The organism is Phyllobacterium sp. RCAM01083 (assembly GCF_055685835.1).
In genome coordinates this window covers 64,519-84,961 of sequence record NZ_JBVFZN010000003.1, presented here as the reverse complement: position 1 = coordinate 84,961, position 20,443 = coordinate 64,519, and the positions used below count along the sequence as shown (strand labels likewise).

Sequence of the window (20,443 nt, the reverse complement as noted above, 5' to 3'; positions counted from 1 at the left end):
GAAACTCCTGTCCTGAGCGCTCACGCAACGCGAGGGACGGGAGGACCATCGGGTTCCGTCCGAACAGGACGGAAGGGATGCGCGCATGTCCATGATGTGACTCAGCATAACCTGCACGAAATGAGGATTGATGTTCATGACAATCACTCGAATTATCGTTCCGCGCCTCATCCTGTTGTTCTTCGTCGTCTTCGGCGTTGCCATCATTACCTTCGCCATTTCGCATCTGATACCCGGCGATCCCGCGCGCCTGATCGCCGGAGACCGGGCGAGTGCGGAAACGCTGGAGAATGTGCGGCGCGACCTGGGGCTCGACCGGCCGGTCACCGATCAGTTCGTCATCTATGTGCGCAGCCTGCTGCACGGCGATCTTGGAACGTCGCTGCGAACGCGGCGGCCGGTGGCCGCCGACATCGCGACCTTCCTGCCCGCCACGCTGGAGCTTGGCATTCTCTCGCTCGTGCTGGCGGTCCTGATCGGCGTGCCGCTCGGGGTTTTCTCGGCGATCTACAAGGATGGCCCGATCGACCAGATTGCCCGCACAATCTCGGTGTGCGGTATTTCGATGCCGGTCTTCTGGTTCGGCATGGTGGTTATCCTCCTGTTCTATGCCAAATTGCAGATTCTGCCGGGGAGCGGCAGGCTGGCCATGGCCTTTGCCGTACCGCAGCGTGTCACCGGCTTCTTCCTGATTGATACCTTGCTTGAGGGCCGGTTTGACGCGTTTCTCAGTGCCGTGCGGCATCTCATTCTACCGACCTTCGTGCTGGCCTTCGCCAATCTCGGCGTCATTACGCGGCAGATCCGGGCGTCGATGCTGGACGTGCTGCAGGAAGACTATATCCGCACCGCCCGGGCAAGCGGCCTGCGGCGCAGGGTCGTCATTTTCAACCATGCCTTGCGCAATGCGTTGATACCCTCGATCACGCTGCTCGGTCTCGCCTTGGGCGATCTGCTCTACGGGGCCGTGCTCACCGAAACCATCTTCGCCTGGCCGGGCATGGGCACCTACGTGGTGACGTCGATCCAGACCCTGGATTTCCCGGCCATCATGGGATTCACCGTGGTTGCCTCCATCGGCTACGTCCTCATCAATCTGGTGATCGACCTGGCTTACATGCTTGCTGATCCGCAAATCCGGGAGGTGGGATAATGGTTGCTGTCAATCCCGAAGATCAAACCGCGGCAGGCCGCGTGTCGAAGCGCTCGCGACTGCATTTTCTCTGGTATCTGACGCGGCGCAGCCCGCTGACACTGGTCGGGCTGCTGATCATTACGCTGCTTGTCATCATGATCATCGGCGCACCCTTCATCGCGCCGTATGACCCCAACAAGGTCATGCTGTCGGCGCGGCTGATGCCGCCGAGCGCAGCCCATTGGTTCGGCACGGATGAAGTCGGCAGGGACCTGTTCTCCCGGGTTGTCTACGGCTCGCGCGCGTCCTGCGGTGCGGCCTTCATGATCGTGCTCATTTCCATGAGCATCGGCGTGTTTCTGGGTTGCCTGTCGGGAATTGCAGGCGGAATTTTCGACAGCGCCATGATGCGCATCATGGATGTCGTCCTGGCCTTGCCCGCACTGGTGCTTGCCATGGCGTTGGCGGCCGCGCTCGGCCCAAGCCTTTTCAATTCGATGCTGGCGGTGGCGATCGTGCGCATACCAGCCTATGTCAGGCTGGCGCGCGGCCAGACGCTCTCGCTGCGCGAGCGGGTTTTCGTCAAGGCATCCCGAACGTTCGGAGCCTCCAATCTCTACATCCTGCGCTGGCATATGCTGCCGAATGCACTTTCGCCGCTGATCGTGCAGGCAACGCTGGATCTCGGCGGCATCGTACTCATCGCGGCGGCGCTCAGTTTCATTGGCCTTGGCGCACAGCCGCCAACGGCAGAATGGGGCGCGCTTGTCAGCAGCGGCCGGAGTTTCATCCTTGATCAGTGGTGGTACGGCACGTTTCCGGGGCTGGCAATTCTTGTGACGGCCATGGGCTGCAATCTTCTGGGTGACGGCATCCGCGATATGCTGGATCCGCGATTGGGGACGAGATAATGACGGCACACAGCGTACAGCGTCCGCACGCGTTGAGCATTGAAAACCTTTCGCTCGAATTTCCGACCTATGCCGGCGCCATCAAGGCGCTGGATGGCGTGACGATCAAGGTGGGAAATGCCGAAATCGTTGGTCTGGTGGGCGAGTCTGGCTGCGGCAAGTCCGTCAGCACCATGGCCGCAACACGCCTGTTGCCGGAAGGCCGGTATAAGATCACGCAAGGGAGCATTCGTCTCTTTGGGCGCGATCCGATGGCGATGGACGAAGAGGAGCTTCAGCAGGTTCGCGGCAAACTGGTTTCGACCATTTTCCAGGAGCCCATGAATGCGCTCAACCCGACGATCCGGATCGGCCAGCAGCTGGTGAGCGTCATTCGGCGTCACGAAGCGCTTGGCAGAAAGGCGGCCGAAGCGGTGGCGGTCAATATTCTGGCCGATATGCTCATCCCCGAGCCCGCCCGCGTCATGCAGGCCTATCCCTTTGAACTGTCGGGCGGCATGCGCCAGCGCGTGCTCATCGCCATGGCATTCTCGTGCAATCCGGGCCTGATCATCGCCGACGAACCGACAACGGCTCTGGACGTCACGGTCCAGGCGGCGATCCTGCGGCTTATTCAGGGGCGGGCAAGGCGAACCGGAACATCGGTGGTGTTCATATCCCACAATATCGCCGTGGTATCGCAAATCTGCGACCGGCTTTACATCATGTATGCCGGGCGCATCGTGGAGTCAGGGCCGACCCGCGCGGTCCTCGACCGGCCACAGCATCCCTATACCCGGGCGCTTCTGCGCTGCCTGCCCGAACGTGTCCGGCCAAAGGAGCCGCTGGAGTCCATTCCCGGCACGGTACCCAATCTCCTCGATCCGCCGCCCGGATGTTTTTACCGGCCGCGATGCCCGGAGGCCGATACGAGATGTATGGAGAAACCGCATGAAACCGCCTTGCCGGGTGGGCAGGCCGTCTCCTGCTGGCAACGGGCCGGCCATCCATCCCTGCCGTCGAGCGAGGTTCCGTCGTGAAAGCAGCACCTCTCCTCAGCGTTGAAAATCTCACCGTCCGGTTTCCCGGAGCAACAAACTGGTACGGGCGGGTGACCTCGCAGGTCCATGCCGTCAACAATGTCGATCTCTGCGTGCTGCCGGGCGAAAGCCTTGGCATCGTCGGGGAATCGGGCTGCGGCAAGAGCACGCTCGTTCAGGCGGTGATCGGCCTGGTGGGGCTGACGAGCGGCAGAGTACTGGTGGACGGGCATGATTTTGCCGGTGCAAACGGCACGCTCAAGCGCGATCTCCGGCAGAAGATGCAGATCGTCTTTCAGGACCCGCAATCGTCGCTTGATCCGCGGTTGCCGGTCTGGCGCCTGATCACGGAACCGCTGCATATCAGGGGAGGCATGCCGGCGGCTGCCTTGCGGGCGCGGGCGGAAGAACTCGCCATCTCCGTCGGGTTGAGAAGCGACCAGCTTGACCGTCTGCCGCACGAGTTTTCCGGGGGGCAGCGCCAGCGCATCGCCATTGCCCGGGCTCTGAGCACGGACCCCGAGCTTCTGATCCTCGACGAGCCGACATCGGCACTGGACGTGTCGGTGCAGGCGCAGATCATCAATCTGCTCTTGAAGCTGCAGCGCGAGCTTGGGCTTTCCTATCTGTTCATCTCGCATGACGTGTCGCTGGTCCGTCACTTCTGCGACCGGGTTGCTGTGATGTATCTTGGTCAGATCGTCGAAACGGGGACGGCGGAAGCGGTGTTTGACGATCCCGCGCACCCCTATACCCGGACCTTGCTCGCCAGCGTTCCCAGTTTGAAAAACTCTCTTCTTGACGTGGATGCCAGCCTTACCGGGGAGCTTCCGAACAACCGCCGTCTGCCCGCCGGGTGCTACTATCGCGAACGGTGCCGGTCCGCCGTGCCGGGATGCGAATTGCCGCAAGCGCTTTTGACTGTGCGCAAGGCCGGTATGGAAAAGGCGTCCCCTCATCAGGCGCGCTGCCACCTGCACATTCCGGCATAGATTGGAAACGCCGCAGTTCGCTTTGATCTGCGGCGTGTCCAGGCGCTCTACGCCAAGGCGGTGGCAAAGGGGTTTTCCACCCTTGGCCAATAGCTGTTCTTCAGTTTTGTATAGGGCAGGTCTTCAAAGTGCGGCTGCAATGCGCCCGGTGCGGCGATGTAAAGAATTTTGCTGGCGATCGGCTCAAATCCGGCACGGAAATGATTGCTTGATTTGACGATGACGATCTTCCGGGTGGAGGGATCAAGCCCGAGCGCTGTCATGCATTCCGGATGAAACGTCTGGGTGCGCAGGCTGTTGAGGATGATGTCGACCCCATCGCAACTGACCCAGGCGGCATCGCCGATGGACAGCGGCACAATGCCGAAACGCTGGGTGATGCCGGAGGCAAGACGCCGTACGGTCACCGTCAGGTCAAGCGGCTGGCCCGATGCCTCGCCGATCTTGCCGCCGATCCGCAGGGGAAGCACCGCGCCTTCCCCGGCTTCGTGGCAAAGCCGGACGGCGATGGGATCCCAATAGAGGCAGCTGGCAACGTCCTTGATGCCCCGTTCGATGACGCGCCTGAGCACGAATGTCGAATCTCCGGGCGCGCCGCCGCCCGCATTGTCCGATACGTCGGCAAGCACAACCGTGCCGTGCGGCACCTCCAGTGCCTGGTCGAGCGCTTCGTCAATGCTGCTGTGTTCCGGTTTGAGCTCTTTTCGCAGCGCGAATATTTCCTGGCCAAACGCCGTTGCCAGCGCCTGCGCCTTGCCGACGTCGCGATCCGCCACCACCAGCATCTTTGCGCCGACATCCGCAACATCGCCCCACGGGAAACCGTGGCAGAAGGAGACAGACAAGATGCCGTCCTGTCCCTCGAGCGCTTTCATCCGGTCAACCAGCCCGCGCAGCGGCTGCTGATGCACGCGGAACATGCCGATCATGCGGCAGTCGAAATCGGCCATCACCGGACGGCAGCCGTCCTCGAGCACCTTGACCAGCAGCTGGAAAAGATGTTCCGCGCGCTCTTCTATGTCCGTATGCGGATATTCCTTGTAGGCGACCAGCATGGTGGCATTGTCGGTCATGGTCTTTGTCAGATGGCAGTGCAGGTCCAATTCTGCACCCACCGGTATATCCGGGCCCACGATCATGCGGACATGGGACAGAAGATCACCTTCGACATCGTCATAACCCTCGGCAACGCAGGCGCCGTGCAGCGCCAGCAGTACGCCATCAACGGGCATCGCCGCTCGAAGGTCGGCCAGAATTTCCGCACGAAACGCTTCATAGGTCGTCCGGGTGGTGGTGCCGCCCGGCTCTGCCACCGCGCAGAGGCTTTCGACGACGCTCCAGCCGCGTGCGGCTGCCGCATTCGACCAGACATGCATCTGCGACGAGCAGCAGTTCAATGGCCTGGACGTGGCATCGCCATGGGCAATGAGATTTTCACGGAATGCCTCGTAGCCCGTTGGTATGGGAGAAAAGGTATTTGTCTCCGTATCCAGGCCTGCAATGAACAGCTTCACGGTGATCCTCCGAAACTTTTGAAAATTAATTTTCCTATAGATAAATTATGTTTCTTGTCGGAAAGTCAATCTCGTATTAAGCCATATGGTCTGGAGCTGGGAGGAAAACATGCGCCTTTACATTTCTGCCGATATTGAGGGGATCGTTGGTGTGGTCAGCCGCGATCATCTGACGCCCGAGGGATTCGAGTATGAACGTGCCCGCGATTGGATGACGGACACGGTTGTCGCCGCCTGCGAGGAGGCGCACGAAAACGGCGTCGAGGAAATCGTGCTGAGCGACTCGCACGGCAATGGCCAGAGCATCAAGATCGAGCGCTTGCCCGATTATGTTCAGATCGTCCGCAGCTGGCCGCGGCCGCTGATGATGATGCAGGGGATCGAGGCCGGAACATTCGCCGGAGCCATGCTGATCGGCTACCATGCAGGGGCCAGCCATATGGGCGGGGTGCTCTCCCATACCATCGGCGGAACGGCATTTCACGAAATCCGTATCAACGGCAAGGTTGTCCCCGAGGCCGGTATCAATGCCGCGACCGCCGGCGATTTCGGCGTTCCGGTCATCCTGGCGTCCGGAGACGATGTGGCGATGCAGGAGATCAGCGAACATCTTGGGGACATCGTGACCGTTCCCGTGAAGTGGGCCTATGGCACCCGTTCGGCGCGCTCGCTCACCCCCAATGCAGCCCATGAAAAACTGCGGGCGGGCGTGAAGACGGCCCTGTCGCGGATTGGTTCGACGCAGCCGCTGGTGATTGAGAAACCCGTTCTGGAGATTACCTTCCGCAACCGGCTTCCCGCCGAATTCCTGTCCTATCTGAAGTTCGTCGAGCGAACCGACGGCTATACGATCCGCTATCAGGGAGACGATATGGTTGATGTGTCGAAGTTCATCATGTTCGTTCTCGGCTTCAATTCGCAGTTGACCTTCTAGCCACGCAGAGCCTGTCACCCGCGATGACAGAGCATTTTCGGGAGTATTGGAACTATGACAAGGGAAGTAGAATGGGCCCGCTTGACGGCCCCGGAACTGAAGGAGCGGGCAGGGCGTCCAAATGCGCTGGTGATCCTGCCGGTTGGCTCGCTTGAACAGCACGGTCCCCATCTTCCGGTTATCACCGATACCGCCAGTGCCGTTGCCGTATCGCTGCAGGCGGCCAGGCAGATTGCAGACGAGATGCCGGTGACGGTTCTGCCCGGCCTCTGGCTTGGCATGAGCGAACATCACTTTCCCTTCGGCGGCACGATCAGCCTCGACTATGCGGCCTATCGCGCCGTGCTGACGAGCATCGTCCGCTCGCTCAAGGTTCTCGGCTTCCAGAGGCTGCTCATCGTCAACGGCCATGGCGGCAACATCGATCCGCTGGCGGTTTCGGTGCGTGAGCTGGCGGTGGAATACGCCATGCCCATCGTCGCCACGACACCGTGGATGCTCGCGCCGGAAAAGCTGGCCGCGGTGTTCGAGGTGGATGCCGGCCCGACCCATGCGTGTGAAGGCGAATCCTCGCTGATGCTGGCCATCGCCGGGGATATGGTGAAGACGGAGAAGTTCTCCGAAGCTGCGGAAAAGCATGACGGCGCCATATCGGTTCCATCCGGGATTTCCCGCTTCTATGCCTTCCCGGAACGAGCCCCGGTCACCGGCACCATGGGAGACCCGCGATCGGCATCGGCAGAAAAGGGCGAGCGCTTCCTCCAGATTCAGGCGGACGAGCTTGTGTCGCTGATCCGGTCGGAACAACTCTGGTCCAAGCCGCAGGCGGTCTGGGCCGCTTCGTAATCCGGTTTGGTTTGCAAGGAAGACTGGCGGGGCGTTGTCCTGGCCCCGCCGATAAAAACAAAAGAGGAGAACATCTGATGAATTTCGGTATTGCCCGGCAATCCGCAGCTCTTGCCTGCACCGCTTTATCCCTCGCGCTTTTCCCGGTCCTGCCATCACCGGCCAGCGCCAAGACACTGGTTTACTGTTCAGAGGCTTCGCCAGAAGGGTTTGACCCGGCGCTTTATTCCGCCAACAGCACATGGGATGCTTCCTCGAAGCCGGTGTACAATCGTCTTGTGGAGTTTCAGAACGGAACAACGACGGTCATTCCCGGTCTTGCCGAGAGCTGGACGATTTCCGATGACAAGCTCACCTATACGTTCAAACTTCGAAACAACGTGAAATTCCATACGACAGAATATTTTACGCCCAGCCGCGATCTCAACGCTGACGATGTTATTTTCTCGCTGCAGCGCCAGCTCGACAAGACCAGTCCCTGGCACAGCTACATCACGGGCGTTACCTGGGAAATGACAACGGCGATGGGCCTTCCCGACCTTGTCAAGGAAATCAGCAAGGTCGACGACAAGACCGTCAAGATCGTTCTGGCGGCCCCGAGCGCTTCGGTGCTTGCCAACCTTGCCATGGACTTTGCATCGATCCTTTCCAAGGAATATGCCGATCATCTGCAGGCGGATGGAAAGATGACGCAGCTCAACGAACTGCCGGTGGGGACCGGGCCGTATCAGTTCGTCAATTACCAGCAGGATTCCGTGGTCCGTTTCACCGCCAATCCGGATTACTGGGACGGCAGGCAGAAGATCGATGACCTGATTTTCTCCATTACCCTCGACCAGACGACGCGGATGCAGAAGCTGCGGGCTGGCGAGTGCCAGGTTGCCTCCTATCCGTCGCCCGCCGATGTCGCCGTGCTGAAAGCCGACAGCGAATTGAAGGTGCTGGAACAACCGGGCCTGAATGTCGCCTACCTCGCCTACAACACGCTTGTTCCGCCCTTCGACAAACCGGAGGTGCGCAAGGCGTTGAACATGGCGATCAACAAGCAGGCCATCGTGGACGCCGTGTTTCAGGGCATGGGACAGGTCGCGAAGAACCCCTTGCCGCCGGCAGTCTGGGGCTACAACGATGCCGTCAAGGACGATCCCTACGATCCGGAAAAGGCAAAATCGATGCTTCAGGCTGCCGGTGTCAGCAATCTGGCGATGAAGGTCTGGGCAATGCCGGTCAGCCGCCCCTATATGCCCAATGCCCGCCGGGCCGCCGAATTGATCCAGGCCGATTTCGCCAGGGTTGGCGTGTCGGTTGAGATCGTTTCCTATGAATGGGGTGAATACCTCAAGAAGGCGCGCGACAAGAACCGGGACGGAGCCGTCATTCTCGGCGGGACCAGCGACAATGGCGATCCGGATAACCTTTTGAGCTTCTTCTTCGGCTGTGCCGGTGTGGGTTCCAGCAACTACTCGAACTGGTGTTTCCAGCCGCTCGATACGCTTCTGCAAAAGGCACGCCAGGTTTCGGATCAGGCCGAACGCACCAAGCTTTATGAGGAAGCGCAGCTCATCATCAAGAAGGAGGCGCCGATCGCAGCCCTCGATCATTCGACTGTCGTCATGCCGATGTCGAAAAAAGTGTCCGGATATGTGCTGGATCCGCTGGGTTCGCATCGTTTCGACGGTGTCGATCTGGCGGAATAGCTGAAAGCTCCGGCGCAGTGACGATTTAGGCAAAAACCGCTTCAGTTTCCGGACGGATATGGCTAGAGCATTCTCCGGCCATCGGAGGAAACTGGGGCGGTGAAATCACCACAAATCGTTCAAACATCGGATATCACGGCCGTTCGAATCTACCGCTCCATGCTCGCAATGGTCGTGCTGGCGGGTATTGGCATCGCGTATTTTGCCATCATACCCGCCGCCCATGTCAGCCGGCTCCGGTTGACGGCCAACTTTTTCAGTTATTTCACCATCCAGACCAATACGCTTGTTTTTCTCGGCCTGGTGTTTTCCCTGGCGGTACCACGGTCCCGGCCGGGGCAATGGGCGCAATGTCCTCCGGTCAGGTCGGCGCTGTTGTCATACGTGGTCATGACCAGCGTCATTTATGCCCTGGTCCTGCAGACCGCGTGGCGGCCAACGGGATGGCAGGCGCGCGGCGACCAGATTCTCCATTACGCCGTGCCGGTACTTTACTTCATTGACTGGCTGTTCTGGGTCAGGCGCGGCGCGCTCTTGTGGCGCCATGCCTTGTGGTGGCTGCTTTTTCCGGCGGTTTATGCGGTCTACACCCTGATCCACGCCTATTTCTCCGGGTTCTATCCCTATCCCTTCATCGATGTCCCGGAGATCGGTCTCGACGAAACGGCGGTGAACATGGCCTGGATGACTGCCGGTTTTCTGGGGCTGGGAACGCTGGTCGTCACTATCGATCGCCTGGCCTGCAGATATGGTGCCCGCAACGCGCGGGCACTCTAGAGCAAATTTGCGCTAGGCCCGTTCTTCCCAGATCTTTGCAAGCTCGACCAGCGTCTTGACGGCTCTTTCCATGTCCTGGCGGCTGACCCATTCGAGTGGTGAGTGGAAGGCGTGGCCGCCGGCAAAAATATTGGCGCACGGCAAGCCCATGAAGGACAGCCGCGAACCGTCGGTGCCGCCACGGATGCTGCCGCGCACCGGCACCATGCCGGCCCGGCGGACCGCTTCAACCGCGTTGTCGACGATTTCCGGGTGGCGGTCGAGGACGGATTTCATGTTGCGGTACTGCTGCCTGACGGTGAACGTGTAGGACGAACCGGGATAACCGGCCATGACTTCCTTCACCAGCGCTTCGAGCATGGCTTCCTTGGTGGCAAGGCCGTCATCGGTAAAATCACGGATGATGAAGCTGACCGCTGCCTTCTCCATCGAACCGGTGACGCCTGTCGGATGAATGAAACCGTCTTTGCCTTCCGTTGTCTCGGGCGCAATGTCCCGGGGCAACCGGTCGATGATGGCGCCGGCGATCTTGATGGCGTTTTCCATCTTGTCCTTGGCGAAGCCCGGATGAATTGCGACGCCTGAAATGGTGATGTCGACCCCGTCGGCCGAGAAACTCTCGTCCTCGATATAGCCTGCGGTTTCGCCGTCGACGGTATAGGCGAACTGTGCGCCGAGCTTGGCCACGTCCACCTTGTCGACGCCGCGCCCGATTTCCTCGTCCACGGTGAGCAGCAGCTTGATGGTGCCGTGGCGGATATCCGGGTTGTCGACGAGAAACTGTGCCGCCGTGATGATTTCCGCCAGCCCGGCCTTGTCATCGGCACCGAGAAGGGTGGTTCCGTCTGTCGTGATGATGTCATTGCCGATCTGGTCAAGCAGGACGGGATGGTCACTGACCCGGATGACCTGCTGCGGATCGCCTGGAAGTTGTATGTCGCCGCCGCCATAATTATGCAGGATGCGCGGCTTGACGTTTGTGCCGGTAAAATCGGGCGCCGTATCCATGTGCGAGCAGAAACAGATGACCGGCACCGGCTTGTCGACATTGGACGGGATGGTTGCATGGACATAGCCGTGCTCGTCCATATGCGCATCGGACAGGCCGATGGCGAGCAATTCCCCAACCAGCACGTGGCCCAGATTCTTCTGCTTCTCGGTGGACGGTTGTGCGGACGATTTGGGATCCGATTGGGTGTCGATGACGACGTAGCGAAGAAAGCGATCGGTAACGGTATCGGTCATGGGCTCAGCTCCAACCTTTGCATGCCAGTGATGCACTGCTGTAGCCTCTGCCGCCAGCATCGTGAACAGATTTTTGCCTTGCTCCCCGCTTTTTCCCGTTCGCGTCCATCGCAAGCATGCTGCCGGTGTTCAATTGCAGGGTGACTGCCCTGCAATTGATACGATACATCGCTCTGCCTAAGCGGCCTGCACTTTCCGGGACCCGCGCGCCCAGGCGGGAAGCCAATCGCCATGCGCGGCAAGAAGATCATCGACGAGCGACCATATCTGATCGAGATCCAGCTCAGCAGCGGTGTGCGGATCCATCATCGCCGCATGGTAGATGTGATCCCGGTTTTCGGTCATCAGCGCCTGCACGGTCAGTTCCTGTACATTGATATTGGTGCGGATGAGGGCAGTGAGTTGCGGCGGCAGCGCGCCGACATGGGTTGGCTGAATGCCGGACGCATCGACAAGGCATGGCACTTCCGCCGCACAATTGGCGGGCAGGGACGTGATGCAACCATTGTTGCGCACGTTGCCGTAGATGACCGATGGTTCGCCGGTCCATACGGAATTCATGATGGACGAGGCATATTCGCGGCTTTCGCTCACTTCGATCCTATCGGCCTTGGCATAGGTTTCCGCCTGTCCCTTCCAGCGCTCGATCTGCTCGATGCAGCGCTTGGGGTATTCATCCAGCGGAATGCCGAACTTTTCGATCAGATCCTCGCGGCCTTCCTTGATGAAATAGGGCGTGTACTCGGCAAAATGCTCGGAGCTTTCGGTGACGAAATAGCCGAGCCGCGTCAGCATCTCGTAGCGGACCTTGTTCGGGCAGCGCGGATTCCAGTGGCTGGGCTTGGGCAACCGTCCTTCGCGATAGCCCCGGACAAGATCCGGATAGAGGTCGCGGTAACTGCCATCGGGCTGCTGGTGTTCGAACTGCAGGTAGAAGGCCATATGGTTGATGCCCGCAGCGCGATAGCGGATTTCTCCGATTGGAATGTCGAGGTCGCGCGCCAGTTCGCCCGCCGTTCCCTGCACGGAATGGCAGAGACCCACCTGACGGATCGCCGGATATTTTTCAGCGATCGCCCAGGTGTTGATGGCCATGGGATTCACATACTGCAGCAGGATGGCCTGCGGGCAGACCGCCAGCATGTCCTCGCAGATTGCCCAGAGATGCGGCACGGTCCGCAGGCCACGCATGATGCCGCCGACGCCAAGGGTGTCGGCAATGGTCTGGCGCAGGCCGTATTTCTTCGGAACCTCGAAATCCGTGACGGTGCATGGCTCGTATCCACCGATCTGGAACGCAACCACGACGAAGTCCGCCTTCTCGAGTGCACGCCGGCGGTCCGTATGCGTTTCGATGACGGCCTTGGCATCGAGTGTTTTTGCCAGCTTGCCGGCGACGATGGCGCTCTCGGCGAGGCGCTGCGGATTGATGTCCATCAGCGCGATTTTTGCGCCCGACAGGGCCGGGCGCTGCAGAATATCGCCGATGATGTTTTTCATGAAGACGGTCGATCCGGCTCCGATAAAGGTGACTTTGGGCTGTTTTGACATGGCAATCTCCGGGAGGATTATGCGGCTACCTCGAAGGCGGCTTTGACAAGCCGTTCAGTGTAGGCGGTCTTGGGATGAAAGAGAACGTCGTTGACGGGACCTTCCTCGACGACCTTGCCGTGCTGCATGACCATGACACGATGGCAAAGCGCACGAACCACTTTCAGGTCGTGGGAAATGAAGAGGTAACTGAGGCCGCGCTCATCCTGCAGCTTGCGCAAGAGATCGATGATCTGCGCCTGGACAGACAGGTCGAGTGCCGACGTCGGTTCGTCGAGAAGGATGAATTCCGGTTCGAGCGCAATGGCGCGTGCAATGGCGATGCGCTGGCGCTGGCCGCCGGAGAACTCGTGCGGGAAGCGGGACAGGATATTGTGCGGCATCCCGGCACTCGTCAGGGCTTGCTGGACACGGTCGAGACGGTCGGCCCGGTTGACGCCGATCCCGTTGATGACCAGTCCTTCCTCGATGATCTGCCCGATCGACATGCGCGGGTTGAGCGAGGAAAACGGGTCCTGGAACACGATCTGCATGCGCGAGCGCAGCGGCCGCATTTCAGCCCGCGACTTGTCGTGGATCGGCTGCCGGTCGAAGTAAATCTCGCCGCTGTCCGTATGCACCAGCCGGACGAGCGCCTGTCCGAAGGTGGTCTTGCCGGAGCCGGATTCACCGACGATACCGAGCGTCTCGTGTCTGTGGAGTTTCAGGCTGAGACTGTCGACAGCCACAAGCTCGTGCAATTGCGGCTTGAAGAAGCCGCCGCGTTTCAGCATGTAGGTCACCCGCACCGACTTGCCCTCCAGAATGGCTTCGCAGTCCGCCGGCATCGGATTGGCCTGTCCTCTGGGTTCGGACCCGAGGAGATGGCATGTATAGGGGTGGCGGGGGGCGGCAAAGAGCGCTGCGGTCGTGTTGTGCTCCTTCACCTCGCCATGCTGCATGACATAGACATAATCGGAAAACTGCCGGACGACGGTAAGGTCATGGGTGATGAGAATGACCGCCATTCCGCGCCGCTTCTGCAGATCGCGGATGAGGTTGAGGATCTGAGCCTGCACCGTCACGTCGAGTGCGGTGGTCGGCTCGTCGGCGATCAACACGTCGGGATTGTTGGCGAGCGCCATGGCAATCATCACGCGCTGGCGCTGACCGCCGGAGAGCTGGTGCGGATATTGGTTGAGCCGGGATTCCGGATCGGGAATTTGCACCTGTATCAACAGGTCCAGCGCGCGTTGCCGGGCGTCGCGCCGGCTGATGCGCTGGTGCACGCGGATGGCTTCGACGATCTGGCTGCCGATCGTATAGATCGGGTTGAGCGAGCTCATGGGCTCCTGAAAGATCATGGACATGCGATTGCCGCGCAGCGCGCGCCGGGCCCGGCTTGAGAACTTGAGGATATCCTTGCCGTCATAGGCAATCTTCGATTCCCGGGACACCACGGCGCGCTTTGTCAGGAGCCCCATGATGGTGCGGGCGGTCACCGATTTCCCCGATCCGGATTCGCCGACAATGGCAATCGTCTCGCCGCGATAGAGTTGGAAGGAGATATCCTTGACGGCCTCCACGACTCCCTCTTCCACCGTGAAGCGGACGGCGACATTGCGGACATCGATGATCGGATTGTCCCGATGGGCTGAACTGTCCAGCCGCTGTTCGGGTGCCATGGTGCTTGGTTCCTGCGTGTGCATGGTTTCCAGCCTCAATAGGGATCGACAGCATCGCGCAAACCATCGCCCAGGGCATTGAAGGCAAAGACGGTGACAAGCACGAAGGCGACGGGGGTGAGAATCCACGGGTAGGACCCGATGACGGAATAGGTGGCGGTGTCCTGCAGCATCAGCCCCCAGGAAATCAGGGGAGGCTTCACCGCAAACCCCAGGAAGCCCAGAAAGGATTCCAGAAGGACAATGTGCGGGATCGCGATGGTGACGGCAACGATCACGTGGCTCATGACATTGGGAAAAATGTGCTGGAAAATGATGCGCCGGTCCGAAGCGCCCACCGCCAACGCCGCACGCACATATTCGATGCGCGCAAGTGCCAGTGTCTTGCCGCGCACTTCGCGCGACATCTGCGCCCAGCCAAGCGCCGACATGATGATGATGACGAAACCGAGAAAAATGCTCGTCGGAGCCGTGACGGGTATGAGCGAACTGAGGGCGAGATACAGTGGAAGCTGCGGAAATGCCAGGACCAGTTCAACGAAACGCTGTGTCCAGGCATCGAACCGTCCGCCGAAATAGCCGGAGACCAGCCCGACGGTCGTGCCGACAACCGTCACGATGGAGACGACAATCAACGCAATCATCAGCGAGACGCGGGAGCCGTAAATGGCTCTGGAGAGAACATCACGGCCGAACTTGTCGGTTCCAAGGAAATGCACGGGCTTGCCGTCAAGGGTGCCGAAGAAATGCCGGTCCGCCGGAATGATGCCAAGCAGCTTGTATTCAAAGCCCTTGACGAAGAACCCCAGCAGGCGGGGATTGCCATAGTCCAGCCCGACCACCGGCTGGAATGTCACCGGATCGAGTTCCTCGGTCTCGGCGACCGGATAGGTGCGCGGGCGCAGATTGAAATGCCCGTCCTTGTCGAAGAAGCGCACGGCTTCCGGCGGTGCGAAGCCGATCTCCGTCTGGGAAGGATCGACAGGGGCAAAGAAACCGGCGAAGGCGGCCATAACAAGCAGCAGGCAGACGAGGACAAGTCCGGTCATGCCGGTCCAGGAGCGTTTGAGGCGCCGCCACACGAGAGCCGAATAGCTTTCATTGCCGCGGTTGGTTTTGCGGATTTCCACGGCGGCGACGGGTGGTCTTATCTGGATTTGCATCACCGCGCCTCCCCATACTGGCGAACGCGCGGGTCCATCAGCGCCAGCAGAACGTCTGCAATGATGTTGCCGACAATCAATGTTGCCGATAGCACCAGCATGAAGGTCGCCGTGACATAGACGTCTCCGATCCACATGGACCCGACGATGGCGGGCCCGACCGTCGGCAGCGCGAAGATGATGGCGGTTTCTATCTCGCCGGTCAGCATGTAGGGCAGGACGACGCCCTGATACATGATGAGGGGATGCAGCGCATTCGGCACCGCATGGCGCATGATGACAGCGCCCTCGCTCAAACCCTTGGCCCGTGCCGTCTCGACATACTGGGCATTGAGCGTGTCGAGCAGATTGCCGCGCATCACGCGCATATTGTAGGCAAGCCCGCCAAAGGTGGCGATGGCAACGACCGGCCAGACATGCTGGACCAGATCGACGAACTTGCCCCACGACCACTGCGCGCCGCCATAGCGCGGGGAATAAAAGCTGCCGATCTCCGAGACGTTGAAGTGAAACACCATGATGTAGACAATGATCAGCGCCATCAGGAAGCGCGGCACGGTCATGCCCAGGAACGATATGCCGGAGAGCAGGCTGTCCACCCATGAATATTGCCGCGTAGCGGCCAGTATCCCGAAGCTGATCCCGATGATCGACGCGAGGATATGGCAGGTGAGGGCGAGGAGAAGCGTGCGCGGCAACCGCTCGCCAACCACATCGGCAACCGGCTTGTTGTAGAACATGCTGTGACCGAAATCCCCGCGGGTCACCATGCCGACGATCCAGTTGACGTATTGCACGGGAAGTGGCTTGTCGAGGCCATTGGCAACCCGGTACGCCTGCGCCTGTGCATCGGCTGCCTCGAAGGATGCGCCGCCCTGGTTCATCAGCTGTGAGCGAATGTAGTCGGAGTAATCGCCGGGCGGTGCCTGAATGATGGCAAAGGTCACCACGCTCAGCACAAACAGCACCGGAATGGCGGATGCGATACGCACAAGCAGGAATCGTAGCATGGGCCGGTTCGCTTTTCTTGTGTTGGTTTCAAAACTGGCGTGAACACATTCATGCCGTTGGATTTTTCAGTCCATCCAGCCGGTCGCAACGCGGTGCGACCGGCCGGATCAGAGGCCCTGGGAGGCTCAGTTCATCGGTCCGGGTCCGCCGGGTTTTCCCGGCAATTGCTGCGGGAACAGTTCATAGTCGCCCTGCTTGTCCGCCTTGACGAAGATGCGCTCGCGGATGACGGCGTCTTCAGCCCAGTTGAACATGAAAATCGGCGCCCCGGACGGGATGTTGGAGAAACGCTTGTTGATGACCAGTGCACCGGCAAATTCAGTCAGCCCGACCGTGTTGACGTTGGCGGTGTAAACCTTCTGATAGCGTTTCATCAGTTCTGCCCGCTCGGCATTGTCCTGGCTCGCGATGAATGCGTTGACGATTTTCACCAGCTCTTCCTCGTAGGGCATCAGGTCGACCGCACCGTTTTCCGGGGCACGGTGGTACCAGCTTGTGCGTGGCCCGACAGGCGCCAACTGTTCCGTGTTCTGCACGACGGAGGCGAGTTCCGACCTGTTGCGCAGGATCATCCAGTCAAAGCGCCCGCCGTAGTTGGCTGCGTCCCGCTGGTTGCCGTCAAGGGCGTTGAGAATGACACGCAGTCCGAGTTTTTCCAGCTGCGCGATGACACCCTCGGCAAGGTTCTTGTCGGTGCTGTAGGCATTGTTCACGAGAAGGGTGATCTCGACGTCCTTCCCGCCAGCCTTGTCCGGCGGGAAATTGACGATACCATTGCCGTCGGTGTCCTTCAGGCCGGCCTTGGCCAGTTCAGCCTTCGCCCCCTCCAGATCGAAGGGGTAATAGACCGTGGACTGCCGGTCGTAGAAGCTCGTTGCCGACGACAGCCCGCCGGGATAGATCGCCGTGAACGGTCCTTTGACAAGCGCTTCGCCGAGCTTCTTGCGATCGATAGCCATGGTCACGGCTTTGCGGAAATGCTCGTTGCGATTGAGTTCGCGCACGGCCTGACCGCGTGCATCGGGTGCGCCCCAGCCATTGGCGGAAAAGTTCATGTCGAGATTATAGCCGATCAGGCGGGGCCCGAAGGCAAGCCGGGCGGGTGCATTGTCCTGCGCGGCGCGTTTCAGCGACTCCACGAAGTTTTCCGGCTGTTCGAGATTGGAGAAGTCGGCGGCCCCTGCCACGGTCTGCACGTCGCGGTCGGCCCATGTCGAAAGCTTGTAGTGCATCTCGTTGACATAGGGCAGCTGGTTGCCGGCTTCGTCGACTTTCCAGTAGTAGGGGTTGCGGCGCATCACGATGATGTCGTCGGGGCGGTATTCGACCGGTACCCAGGCACCCATGACCGGCATGTTCATATATTCGGGCGGGAAAGCATTCTTGTACTGATCGTAGGTTGTCCCGGCATATTTGGGATGTTTCGTCTTCAGGATATGCGCCGGGCCAGGGCAGAACGTGCCATAGGCCATGGCATAGAGATACTGGCGCGGGAACGCATCCTTGAAAGTCCACTGGACCGTGTAGGCATCAACTTTCTTCAGCGTTGTGCCAACGCCGAAGGTTTCCTGTGTTGCGCCATTCAGCGGTGAAACATTGGGATCGAGGACATTGTCTTCCCAATAGAACATGACGTCATCGGCATCGAATGGCGCACCATCGGACCATTTTGCGCCTTCGATCAGATGCATGGTCAGCGTGTGGCCATCCGGTGACCAGTCCCACCCCTTGGCGAGGTTGGGCAGCGGTTCGACGTCGCTCGCTTCGACCTGGAACAGTGGTGCCGTTCGTGTCAGGCATTCGGACAGGCCGATGTCGATGCCTCCATAACCCTGCGACTGGCCGCCGCTGTAGTTCCAGCCCTCCGGCCGGCCGCCGATGACGTGCCGCAAGGTATCGCCGTAGACACCGATGCCATCGGGCATATTGGCCGTCCGGTAGACAAGCGGCTGCTTGGGCAGCCGGTCCTGAACCGGCGGAAGCTTGCCGGTCTTGACGAATTTCTCGGTCATCCAATCCGGTTCATGATAGGCGGGCAGGGTCTTGAATTCGAGGATCGCATCGCGCGGGACATAGGTGATTTTGGCTTGCGCTTTGAAGGATGGCGGTTCAGGCGGAACTGTCGGCTCCGATGCCGCCGCCGGAACGGCCAGCATCGAAACACCCAAGGCGAGTGTACTCCAATAGCGCAGATGGCTCATCGTCTCTCCCTCTCGATTGTGATCCAGCCGGTATGGCCATTCCCGTCTCCTCCAAGCCGGGAAAAGCCGCTGGAAAGCTAATTCACGGCCTGCGTCATCAATGCTTTCTCTGCCCGCAATTCTTCGATCGAGCGCACGGAACGGCTGGCAGACCCTTTCCATTCACGCGTTGCCACGGTCTTGTGGCGCAGGCGTTCCTTTGCCGCATCAATCGCATGGGCATATTGCGGCAGCCAGGGTGCTTGCGCGACGATCATCTCATCGACCATCTGCCAGACTTCTTCCGGCGTGCACACGGCGCCAACCAGCGGATCGTGCAGGACGGCAAGCTTCAGAAGATCGATGTCGCCGCTGATGGCGGCGTGGACGGCCATGCGCTGCACATTGATCGATGCCACGCAGGTTGCGGCACAGGCTTCCGGCAATGTGATGCCGGAGATCATGTTGATGCCGAACCGGTCGACGAAGCCGGGCGATTCAATGATTGCATCGGCGGGAAGGTTGGTGATGATCCCGGTGTTGCGGGTGTTGAAATGGCCGCGGTAGACCCGTCCGGTTTCTAGCGCTTCCAGAATATGGCTCGCATGTTCGTTGGAACGGCGTGCCGGATCGATCGGCTTGGCGGCCGCTTCGAGAAATTGCGGAAATTCGGTCTCGAACCAGTTTCTGGTTTCGGTCGAATGCCGGAGATAGCCGCCGGTCTCGCCATGGATCCAGTTGGACATGTCGATCCATCTGGCGATTTCATCGGGACGCTTGCGGTACCACGGCAGATATTCCGAGAGATGGCCGTTGCTTTCGGTGGAATAGACGCCGAAGCGCTTCAGCACATCGATGCGCAGCTTTTCCTGCTGGGAAAAGACGGGATGCGCCTCGAATGCGGCAATGAGTTCCTCCTTGCCGATCCTGCGTCCGCGCAGGCGGATATCGACAAACCAGGTCTGATGATTGATGCCCGAGCAGATATAGTCGAGCTCGCCCTTGGACCGGGCACCCAGAACTTCCGCGATCTGCTCCGCCCCATGCTGAACCCCGTGGCACAGGCCGACCGTGTCGACCTTGCCATATTCAATGGCCGCCCATGTGTTCATCGCCATCGGATTGGCGTAGTTGAGGAATTTTGCGCCGGGTTCTGCAACCTCGCGGATGTCCTTGCAGAAGTCGAGAATGACGGGGATGTTGCGCTGTCCGTAGAGGATGCCGCCGGCGCAGATCGTATCGCCGACGCATTGATCGATGCCATATTTCAGGGGAATGCGGATGTCGTCGGCATAGGCTTCGAGCCCGCCGACCCGCACGCAGCTGATGATGTAGCGGGCACCTTCGATGGCCTTGCGCCGGTCGGTCGTGGCGGTTACCCGGGTTGGCAGATGGTTGGCCTCGACAATGCGGTCGAGAATGGACCTGATCATTCCAAGGTTGTGTTCGCTGATGTCGGTCAGGGCAAATTCGATGTCCCTGAATTCCGGTACGCACAGAATGTCCGTAAACAGTTTCTTTGTGAAACCCACGCTGCCCGCGCCGATAATGGCAATTTTGAAACTGCTCATGCTGACCTCACCTTGCCCATCATCAATGCGGGTGGAAGCAACAGGGCAGGGTAGCTCCGGTGGAAAAACACCGGGCTTTGCAAAGACCAGGATTTTCCTGTCTTTCCCCTTGTTCTATTCCTTACCCGCAGTTCATCCGCTGTTCTTGATTGGCATTATGCGTATATTCGTGGGAGCGAATAGAGAGGGATTATGCTTTTGAGGGTAATTTTGTGCTGCAGAAACTGATCGAT

At 59.8% G+C, this 20,443-nt stretch carries 16 protein-coding genes; 8 read left to right on the top strand and 8 right to left on the bottom strand.

Features of this window, described 5'->3' with window-relative positions:
- Positions 1–136 precede the first annotated feature (136 nt).
- The 4 genes from ACZ25R_RS01995 to ACZ25R_RS01980 are packed head-to-tail and all read left to right on the top strand — an operon-like array spanning position 137 to position 4,057.
- On the top strand, positions 137–1,153 hold the full coding sequence (locus ACZ25R_RS01995; RefSeq protein WP_223615839.1) for an ABC transporter permease: 1,017 nt from the start codon (positions 137–139) through the stop codon (positions 1,151–1,153).
- Entirely contained in the window at positions 1,153–2,046 is an 894-nt protein-coding gene (gene ddpC / locus ACZ25R_RS01990; protein ID WP_472459865.1) for a D,D-dipeptide ABC transporter permease, read from the top strand. Before ACZ25R_RS01995 ends, ddpC begins: the two co-directional genes overlap by 1 nt.
- Positions 2,046–3,065 (top strand): ABC transporter ATP-binding protein, encoded by a 1,020-nt coding sequence (locus ACZ25R_RS01985; protein ID WP_472459864.1) that lies wholly within the window; start codon positions 2,046–2,048, stop codon positions 3,063–3,065. Before ddpC ends, ACZ25R_RS01985 begins: the two co-directional genes overlap by 1 nt.
- Positions 3,062–4,057, top strand: a complete 996-nt coding sequence (locus ACZ25R_RS01980; protein ID WP_472459863.1) for an oligopeptide/dipeptide ABC transporter ATP-binding protein — start codon at positions 3,062–3,064, stop codon at positions 4,055–4,057. Before ACZ25R_RS01985 ends, ACZ25R_RS01980 begins: the two co-directional genes overlap by 4 nt.
- A 47-nt stretch (positions 4,058–4,104) precedes the next feature.
- Here the strand turns inward: ACZ25R_RS01980 and ACZ25R_RS01975 are convergent, their stop codons facing one another.
- Positions 4,105–5,571: a M81 family metallopeptidase gene (locus ACZ25R_RS01975; RefSeq protein ID WP_472459862.1), complete on the bottom strand. Its 1,467-nt coding sequence runs from the start codon at positions 5,569–5,571 to the stop codon at positions 4,105–4,107.
- A gap of 109 nt (positions 5,572–5,680) precedes the next feature.
- Here ACZ25R_RS01975 and ACZ25R_RS01970 point away from each other — a divergent pair, with 109 nt between their 5' ends.
- The 4 genes from ACZ25R_RS01970 to ACZ25R_RS01955 all read left to right on the top strand — a co-directional run bounded on the left by ACZ25R_RS01970 (position 5,681) and on the right by ACZ25R_RS01955 (position 9,825).
- The gene (locus ACZ25R_RS01970) at positions 5,681–6,505 is read left to right on the top strand and encodes a M55 family metallopeptidase (RefSeq protein WP_472459861.1); all 825 of its coding nucleotides are present in this window, start codon (positions 5,681–5,683) and stop codon (positions 6,503–6,505) included.
- Positions 6,506–6,559: 54 nt separating this feature from the next.
- Entirely contained in the window at positions 6,560–7,351 is a 792-nt protein-coding gene (locus ACZ25R_RS01965) for a creatininase family protein (RefSeq protein ID WP_472459860.1), read from the top strand.
- Between the two features lie 77 nt (positions 7,352–7,428).
- Complete coding sequence (locus ACZ25R_RS01960) at positions 7,429–9,048, top strand: ABC transporter substrate-binding protein (RefSeq protein ID WP_472459859.1); 1,620 nt, start codon at positions 7,429–7,431, stop codon at positions 9,046–9,048.
- 99 nt (positions 9,049–9,147) lie between these two features.
- On the top strand, positions 9,148–9,825 hold the full coding sequence (locus ACZ25R_RS01955; RefSeq protein ID WP_472459858.1) for a Pr6Pr family membrane protein: 678 nt from the start codon (positions 9,148–9,150) through the stop codon (positions 9,823–9,825).
- Positions 9,826–9,837: 12 nt separating this feature from the next.
- Here ACZ25R_RS01955 and pepT read toward each other — a convergent pair whose 3' ends face one another.
- The 7 genes from pepT to melA (ACZ25R_RS01920) all read right to left on the bottom strand — a co-directional run bounded on the left by pepT (position 9,838) and on the right by melA (ACZ25R_RS01920) (position 20,210).
- On the bottom strand, positions 9,838–11,070 hold the full coding sequence (gene pepT, locus ACZ25R_RS01950) for a peptidase T (protein ID WP_472459857.1): 1,233 nt from the start codon (positions 11,068–11,070) through the stop codon (positions 9,838–9,840).
- Between the two features lie 177 nt (positions 11,071–11,247).
- Positions 11,248–12,621, bottom strand: a complete 1,374-nt coding sequence (gene melA, locus ACZ25R_RS01945; RefSeq protein ID WP_472459856.1) for an alpha-galactosidase — start codon at positions 12,619–12,621, stop codon at positions 11,248–11,250.
- Positions 12,622–12,638: 17 nt separating this feature from the next.
- The gene (locus ACZ25R_RS01940) at positions 12,639–14,285 is read right to left on the bottom strand and encodes an ABC transporter ATP-binding protein (RefSeq protein WP_472459855.1); all 1,647 of its coding nucleotides are present in this window, start codon (positions 14,283–14,285) and stop codon (positions 12,639–12,641) included.
- 35 nt (positions 14,286–14,320) lie between these two features.
- Positions 14,321–15,448 (bottom strand): ABC transporter permease, encoded by a 1,128-nt coding sequence (locus tag ACZ25R_RS01935; RefSeq protein ID WP_472459854.1) that lies wholly within the window; start codon positions 15,446–15,448, stop codon positions 14,321–14,323.
- A complete protein-coding gene (locus ACZ25R_RS01930) occupies positions 15,448–16,458 on the bottom strand; it encodes an ABC transporter permease (protein WP_472459853.1) in 1,011 nt (336 codons plus the stop codon). The genes ACZ25R_RS01935 and ACZ25R_RS01930 overlap by 1 nt, the downstream gene beginning before the upstream one ends.
- Before the next feature lie 126 nt (positions 16,459–16,584).
- Complete coding sequence (locus tag ACZ25R_RS01925; protein ID WP_472459852.1) at positions 16,585–18,660, bottom strand: ABC transporter substrate-binding protein; 2,076 nt, start codon at positions 18,658–18,660, stop codon at positions 16,585–16,587.
- Positions 18,661–18,737: 77 nt separating this feature from the next.
- A complete protein-coding gene (gene melA / locus ACZ25R_RS01920) occupies positions 18,738–20,210 on the bottom strand; it encodes an alpha-galactosidase (RefSeq protein ID WP_472459851.1) in 1,473 nt (490 codons plus the stop codon).
- Between the last annotated feature and the right edge of the window lie 233 nt (positions 20,211–20,443).